A 7,761-nucleotide genomic window follows, 5' to 3' on the forward strand; every position below is an offset into this window, starting at 1 on the left:
CCTCTTTAACCGTAGCTACTAAGACATAGCAAAACCGCTTCTAGCGGTTCAAGCGCAGCGTTTCAAACCTCCACCTTTGGTGGAGGTCATGACTTCACGCCTTGTTTCGGGCCGGATAGGGTGTGGCGATCAGGAGAACGAGGCCGACGACGAAGAAGACAATCAGCGACGCCATGCCGACCCGGGCCGAGCCGCTCGCCCAGATCATCAGGCTGTTCAGGCCCGTCGCCATGAAGGTGGTCGCCCGGCCCGACAGCGCGTAAAGGCCGAAATAGCGGCCTGCTTCCTCGGCGTCGACACTGCGCGACATATAGGAGCGCGAGGAGGCCTGGACCGGCCCGAAGGCCAGCCCGATCAATAGGCCGAACAGGATATAGATCCTTTCGCCCTGCGTGGTGAACAGCCCTGATGTGTCGCCGGGGTCGAGCGGGATCAGGCCGAACAGCGTGAAGTCGCGGGTGGTGGAAATATCGCCGATCGTGGCGATCAGCAGCAGAACCAGGCCGAGAATGACGACATTCTTGGAGCCGAAGGCTCCGTCGAGATGGCCAGCGGCCCAGCAGCCGAAAATCGCCACCACCGCCAGCATGATGCCGTAGAGCCCAACCTCGGTGGTCTCCCAACCGAACATCGCCGCGCCATAGGCGCCGCCGAGGATCAGAAGTCCGTTGACGCCGTCCTGATAGATCATCCTGGCGATGAGGAAGCGCAGCAGAGGCTTTCTTTCGCCGAGCGACCGGATCGCGCCGCGCAATTCGCGAAGCCCCTGTCCGACCGCGCGACCGATCGGCATGCTCTTGCGGATATCGGGGGTAAACAGGAACATCGGCAAGATGAAGACGAGATACCAGATCGCCGCCAGCGGACCTGTCACCCGCGCATCCTCGCCTAGCGCTGGATCGAGGCCGAAAATCGGATCGAGCCCGATGATTGTCTTGCCGGTCTGTGGCGAGCCCGCCATGAAAAACAGCACGGCAAACAGCGACAACAGCCCACCGGCATAGCCCAATCCCCAGGCGATATTGGAAATCTTGCCAGCATTGGCGTTGTCCACAAGCCGCGGCATCATGGAATCGTTGAAGACGATCGAAAATTCCGCAGCGATCGACGCAAACACGATCAACAGGCCGATGAAGAGCACCGAACTGCCCGGCGCCGCCTGCCATAGAAGGAGCAGAGACAGGATCTTCACCACGGCGAAGGCGGCGATCCAACGCTTCTTGTAGCCGCTGGCGTCTGCGATAGCTCCCATGACCGGCGCCAGGAGCGCGATGATCACGGAGGAAATCACATTGATATTGCTCCAATATTGCTGACCCTGATCCGGGTCCAGAACCATGCGCGACACGAAATAAGGGCTGAAAATGAAGGTGATGACCACGGTGAAAAACGGCTGCGCCGCCCAGTCGAACATCATCCATCCGAAAATGGCTGCCCGTCCCGCCTTTGCCGGCGTCGTCTCCGCACTCGTCATGACAATCCTGTCGCGCCATATGTTTATAAGTTCACCGTGGCATGGCGGGGCGGAGCGTTCAAGCTGGGCTTTCCGCCCGCGTGATTCATAAAAGGTTGACAATCTCTTGCACTGCGGCAATCAAGGCGAGGAAAAGGCGGGGTAGTGTGATGGAGAATGACGCGCCGGCGGAAATCGTCGCCATTTCCAGCCAGGTCGTCCGGGGATCGGTCGGCAATCGCGCCGTCGTTTTCAGTCTGGAGGCGACGGGTCATCCGGTCCTGTCCTTGCCGACGGTAATCTTGTCCTGGCATCCGGGACATGGGCCTTCGACGCGTTGCGCCATTGACGATGACGCGTTTTTGAAAATTCTGGAAGACATCGCGCGTTCCGAGCGCGCCAGTTCGATTCGGGCCGTCATCACCGGATATTTCGCCAGCCCCAGCCAGGCGGGGGCGACGGCCGAGTTTGTCGCCAGGCTTAAGGCTCGAAATCCCGGCCTGCTTTATCTCTGCGATCCCGTCATCGGCGATGAGGACCGGCTCTATGTGTCCGATGCGATCGCCGAGGTCGTCCGCGATCAGTTGATTCCGATCGCGGATATCGCCACCCCCAATCGTTTCGAACTCGGCTGGCTGGCTGGCGCGCCGCTGGACAGCAACGCCCAGGCGCTGGAAGCTGCGTTGTCTTTGGGTCCACGACGCGTGCTGGTGACGTCGGCTGTGGCCATGATGGCCGGCGGCACGGGAAATCTGCTGCTTACGGAACGTCATGCGCTGCTTGCCGAGCATCGCCTGGTGGACAATGCTCCGAAAGGTCTCGGGGATCTCACCGCCGCGCTGTTTCTGTCTCGCCTTATCAAGGGCGACAGCGACGAGCGCGCCTTGCAGATGGCCACAGCGTCGGTGTTCGAAATTCTGGCGCGGGCGGTCAAGCGTGGATCGCAAGACCTGATGCTGGCGGAGGATCATCACAGTTTCTCGACGCCAATGGCGATGGTGCAGATGCGTCATCTCCTGCATCCCGCGCGCAAACGCACATCATGAAAGGAATTGACGTGACCGGGTTTCCTTCGCAATTGCTAGAGGGCTACAGCGCCTTCATGAGTGGCCGTTATTCCGGTGAATCCGACCGCTATCGCAAACTGGCGGAAAAGGGTCAGGCTCCGACGACCATGGTCATCGCCTGTTGCGATTCCCGCGCCGCGCCGGAGACGATTTTCGATTCAGGGCCTGGCGAATTGTTCGTGGTGCGCAATGTCGCCAATCTCGTGCCGCCCTATGCGCCGGACGAGAATTACCATGGCACATCGGCGGCGCTGGAATTCGCGGTGCAGTCGCTCAAGATTCGCGACATCGTGGTGATGGGGCATGGTCGTTGCGGCGGCATTCACGCCGCGCTGAATTATGGCGGCGAGCCGCTGTCGCCGGGCGACTTCATTGGCAAATGGATGAACTTGCTGCGTCCGACTGCGGAGGAAGTGCAGCACTACACCTTCATGACGCCCGCTGAGCGGCAGCGCACGCTGGAGCGCGTCTCCATACGCAATTCCATCGCCAATCTCCGGACGTTTCCCTGCGTGTCCATACTGGAAGGCAAGCAGAAGCTTCGCCTGCATGGCGCCTGGTTCGATATTTCCACGGGCGAACTCTGGGTGATGAACCAGGAAACCGGCGATTTCATCCGGCCCGATCTCGAAGCGATCGAAAAAGCTGCGGATCAGCAGCCGTCCTGAAGATTTCAAGCGACGGCGACGCGGTTGCGCCTCGCCGTCGCGAAAGGACAGATGGTTACTGACCGTCGATCTGCGCGCCCATGATGGCGATCGCCTGCTGGTAGACGCTTGCCGCATTCCAGCCCTGAATGGCGGAGAAATTGGGCTCGCCCCGCTGATAGCCGGCGCCCGCGCTCCAGCCATGGCCGCGCAGGAAATTGGCGGTCGAGGCGAGAGCGTCGGCGCGCGAGCCGACGAGATTGATATGGCCGTCGCCATCGCCATCCACGCCATAGGTCACCACGTTTTTCGGCAGGAACTGGGTCTGGCCGATCTCGCCATGGGCGGCGCCGCGGGCGTTGATGGCAAGATCGCCGCGTTCCACCAGCGTGAGCGCCGCATAGAGCTGGTCCGTGAAGTAAGCCGAGCGGCGGCAGTCGTAGGCGAGGGTGGAGACTGCTGACAGCGTGTGTTCATTGCCCAGATAGGAGCCGAAACCCGTTTCCATACCCCAGATCGCAATCAGCGGCCCGGCAGGCACGCCGTAGCGCGCTTCGAGTGAATTGAACAGGGCCGCGTTGGCCGAGCGCATCTTCTTGCCGCGCGAGACGATGGTGGTCGCGCCGCGCTTGCGCATGAATTCATCCAGGCTCAGCTTGAAGCTCTTCTGGCCGCGATCGGCGCGAATTGTGGCGCGGCTGTAGGTGACCGCCGAAAAGACCTTGTCCAGCGTGCGGGCGCTTACGCCCTGGCCGGCTGCTTCCGTCTTGAAAGCCTCGACCCAGGCTTCGAAGCCCTTGGACGTGTTGCCGCAAGCGGCAGCCTCGGCCGCCGGGGCAGTCAGTAGAAATGCCGCGACAGCCATGCCTGCAGCCAGTTGCTTGGAAATCGAAATCATCAGAGCCTCACCCAGCGGAACGGCGCGAAAGGCGCCGATTCGGTCTAATTTAGTTACAAGTCTCCTGGCTCCGCCATCAAGAAGAAACCCCGCGAGAATGACGTTTCCCGCGGGGCTTTCTGTTCGATACCGGGTCACATATTCGTGAGACTTTACTTATGCGGCCTTTATCAAACCACGGTTAATAAGAAGTTCCGCGATTTGAACGGCGTTCAGGGCAGCACCCTTGCGCAGATTGTCCGACACGACCCAGATGTTGAGGCCGTTCTCGACGGTGGCGTCTTCGCGAATGCGCGAAATATAGGTCGCGTCTTCGCCGGCGCATTCGTATGGAGTCACATAGCCGCCGTTTTCATGCTTGTCGATCACCAGGCAACCCGGCGCTTCGCGCAGGATGTCGCGGGCTTCGTCGGCGGTGATCTCGTTTTCGAACTCGATATTGACCGATTCAGAGTGGCCGATGAAAACCGGCACGCGCACGGCCGTGCAGGTGACCTTGATGGCCGGGTCGAGCATCTTCTTGGTCTCAGCCAGCACCTTCCATTCTTCCTTCGTGTAGCCGTCTTCCATGAAGACGTCGATATGCGGAATGACGTTGAAGGCGATGCGCTTGGTGAACTTCTTGTTCTCGATCGGATCGGCCACGAAGACGGCGCGGGTCTGGTTGAACAGCTCGTCCATACCGTCCTTGCCGGCGCCGGAGACCGACTGATAGGTCGAGACGACGACGCGCTTGATCTTGGCGCGGTCATGCAGGGGCTTCAACGCCACGACGAGCTGAGCAGTCGAGCAATTCGGATTGGCGATGATGTTCTTCTTGCGGAAGCCGGCGATCGCGTCGGGGTTCACTTCCGGCACGATCAGCGGCACTTCCGAATCGTAGCGCCAGGCCGAGGAGTTGTCGATGACGACGCAGCCCTGCTGGCCGATCTTCGGAGACCACTTCTTCGACACATCGCCGCCGGCCGACATCAAGCAGATGTCGGTGCCCGCGAAATCGTAATTTTCAAGGTTCTTCACCACCAGCGTCTTGTCGCCGTAGGACACTTCCGTGCCGAAGGAGCGGCTCGACGCGAGCGCCACCACTTCGTCTGCCGGGAAGTTGCGCTCGGCGAGAATATTGAGCATTTCGCGACCGACATTGCCGGTGGCGCCTACGATTGCGACTTTGAAACCCATTGTGATCGTCTCTTTCTTTTCTCTCCGCCGGTTGCTGGATCGGAACCGGAGCGCAAGACATCGCCTCAGGTTCCCGCTCCCGGCTTCAGCCGGGGAGAGAGCGGCGGGCCAGGAACGTCAGACGGTTTTCGTCTTCGTTTTGATGGCCCTGGTTTTGCAAACAGGAGAAAAAAGCGACCGTCCGCCGGATCGTTGATCCGGACGGCGCATCAGGAGCGAGGCTCGAGCATGGCCAGACATGGGCGGTTCCCTTTCGGCGCTCACCTCTAGCGGCTTTTTGCCGGGAGTCAAGCCGGCATGTCGGGCCGAGCGTTCCCTGCGTTTGGTTGCGGCGCGTTTTGCAATGCACCTAATACTTTCGTCATAATCCCAAAGCCCATCTGCCCGCGCCTGCGACATCATGGCATCCTTCTGGTTACGCCGGCAGTCGATGAAGGCCTTGGAGGAAAGGCGCTGTCCGGCATGTTCTGACTGGAGGATCTAGACATGGCGGATATCGCAGCGAACCACAGCCGCGGCCGGCCGATGTCGCGAGAGGAAAAGAAGGTTATCTTCGCCTCCTCTCTCGGCACCGTGTTCGAATGGTACGACTTTTATCTTTACGGCTCGCTGGGAGCCTATATCGGGGTGGCGTTCTTCAATTCCTATCCCGAGGCGACCCGCAATATCTTCGTCCTGCTCGCTTTTGCGGCGGGCTTCCTGGTGCGTCCGTTCGGCGCGCTGGTGTTCGGGCGGCTCGGCGATATCGTCGGTCGCAAATACACGTTCCTGGTCACCATCCTGATCATGGGCGTGTCCACCTTCATTGTCGGCCTTCTGCCGGGATCGGCCCAGATCGGCATCGCCGCGCCCATCATTCTCATCATTCTACGCCTATTGCAGGGTCTTGCCCTTGGCGGTGAATATGGCGGCGCCGCGACCTATGTCGCCGAACACGCGCCCGATGATCGCCGCGGCTTCTACACGTCCTGGATCCAGACTACGGCGACGCTCGGCCTATTCCTGTCCCTGCTCGTCATTCTCGGGGTGCAGTCCCTGCTCGGACGCGACGCTTTTGCGGAATGGGGCTGGCGCATTCCCTTCCTGATCTCGGTCGCCCTGCTCGGCGTGTCCGTTTGGATCCGTCTGCAAATGAACGAATCCCCCGCCTTCAAGAAGATGAAGGAAGAGGGCAAGACCTCGAAGGCGCCGATCTCCGAAGCGTTCGGCCAGTGGAAGAACGCCAAGATCGCGTTGCTCGCGCTGTTCGGCGCCGTCGCGGGTCAGGCCGTCGTCTGGTATTCCGGTCAGTTCTATGCGCTGTTCTTCCTGCAGAACGTGCTCAAGATCGACCTGCAGGACGCCAATGTGATGGTCGCGATATCGCTCGCCATCGGCACCCTGTTCTTCGTGGTGTTCGGCTGGCTGTCCGACAAGATCGGCCGCAAGCCGGTGATCATGCTGGGTCTGGCGCTCGCCGCACTCACCTATTTCCCGCTGTTCAAGGCGCTGACCTGGGCCGGAAACCCCGCTCTCGCTCAGGCGCAGGCGGAAATTCGCGCGACGGTGACAGCTGATCCCGCCGACTGCAATTTCCAGTTCAATCCGACGGGCACGGCGAAATTCACCACGTCCTGCGACATCGCCACCGCCTTCCTGACCAAGAACTCGATCCCTTATGAGATCGTCCCAGCCCCGGCAGGCACTGCCGCGACGGTGAAGATCAAGGATGCCGTCGTTCCCAGCTATGACGCCGTCACGGCCGGGGATCAGGCCAAGGCGCTCGACGCAGGCTTCCAGAAGGCGGCCTTCTTCGCCCTCAAGGACGCCGGCTACCCGTTGGCGCGCGGCACGGCTTTCGTGCCGGAAACCAAGATCGCCGGCTTCGTCGCGGCCAATCCGGAACTGAATATCGACGAAGCGGCCATTCGCGCCCTGACGCCGGAAACCATGTCCGCGGCCAAGATCATTCGCGAGAAATACGCGACCGCCAAGGATGTGGAAGGCGTAACCGAAATGCCTGTTTACAAGGTGCCGGCAGGTGGCGAATTCAAGATCGTCGCCAATCCGGACCAGGTGAACTGGGTGCAGTGCATCGCCATCCTGACGGTGCTGGTGATCTATGTCACCATGGTCTATGGCCCGATCGCCGCCATGCTGGTGGAAATGTTCCCGACCCGCATCCGCTATACCGGCATGTCGTTGCCCTATCACATCGGCAATGGCTGGTTCGGCGGTCTTCTTCCGGCCATCGTCTTTGCCATGTCGGCGGCCAAGGGCGACATCTATTACGGCCTCTGGTATCCGATCGTGATCGCGGTGATGAGCCTGATCATCGGCATGATCTTCCTCAAGGAAACCAAGAACAACGACGTGCACACGCTCTGAGACTTGCTCGCAGAGATCAACAAGGAAGGGCCCGGCGATCGCCGGGCCCTTCTTCTTTATGAAGTAAATAAACCTCCACCTACGGTGGAGGACTGGACGAGTTCTACATAGTAGTTGAGAGACCTCTGGCTTGGACCGTTAGATTGTGCG

General features: G+C 60.4%; 6 protein-coding genes. 3 read left to right on the top strand and 3 right to left on the bottom strand.

What is annotated here, in order from left to right; translation table 11 throughout:
* Nucleotides 1-94: 94 nt before the first annotated feature.
* Nucleotides 95-1,474: an MFS transporter gene (locus M2360_RS26655; RefSeq protein WP_280778422.1), complete on the bottom strand. Its 1,380-nt coding sequence runs from the start codon at nucleotides 1,472-1,474 to the stop codon at nucleotides 95-97.
* A gap of 149 nt (nucleotides 1,475-1,623) precedes the next feature.
* On the opposite strand from M2360_RS26655, the gene pdxY reads away from it, so the two are divergent.
* Nucleotides 1,624-2,499 carry a pyridoxal kinase PdxY gene (gene pdxY / locus M2360_RS26660; protein ID WP_280778423.1) on the top strand — a complete coding sequence of 292 codons (876 nt, stop codon included), beginning with the start codon at nucleotides 1,624-1,626 and terminating at the stop codon, nucleotides 2,497-2,499.
* Complete coding sequence (locus tag M2360_RS26665) at nucleotides 2,496-3,188, top strand: carbonic anhydrase (protein ID WP_280778424.1); 693 nt, start codon at nucleotides 2,496-2,498, stop codon at nucleotides 3,186-3,188. Before pdxY ends, M2360_RS26665 begins: the two co-directional genes overlap by 4 nt.
* A gap of 55 nt (nucleotides 3,189-3,243) precedes the next feature.
* Here the strand turns inward: M2360_RS26665 and M2360_RS26670 are convergent, their stop codons facing one another.
* Both M2360_RS26670 and M2360_RS26675 read right to left on the bottom strand, forming a co-directional pair.
* Nucleotides 3,244-4,032: a lytic murein transglycosylase gene (locus M2360_RS26670; protein ID WP_280778427.1), complete on the bottom strand. Its 789-nt coding sequence runs from the start codon at nucleotides 4,030-4,032 to the stop codon at nucleotides 3,244-3,246.
* Nucleotides 4,033-4,221: 189 nt separating this feature from the next.
* Nucleotides 4,222-5,244, bottom strand: coding sequence for an aspartate-semialdehyde dehydrogenase (locus M2360_RS26675; protein ID WP_280778425.1), 1,023 nt, complete (start codon nucleotides 5,242-5,244; stop codon nucleotides 4,222-4,224).
* 486 nt (nucleotides 5,245-5,730) lie between these two features.
* Between M2360_RS26675 and M2360_RS26680 the strand changes: the two genes are divergently transcribed.
* Nucleotides 5,731-7,611: an MFS transporter gene (locus M2360_RS26680; RefSeq protein WP_280778426.1), complete on the top strand. Its 1,881-nt coding sequence runs from the start codon at nucleotides 5,731-5,733 to the stop codon at nucleotides 7,609-7,611.
* Nucleotides 7,612-7,761 lie beyond the last annotated feature (150 nt).

Origin of the sequence: Rhizobium sp. SG_E_25_P2, assembly GCF_029892285.1 — a bacterium.
In the GTDB taxonomy this organism is placed as follows: domain Bacteria; phylum Pseudomonadota; class Alphaproteobacteria; order Rhizobiales; family Rhizobiaceae; genus Rhizobium_E.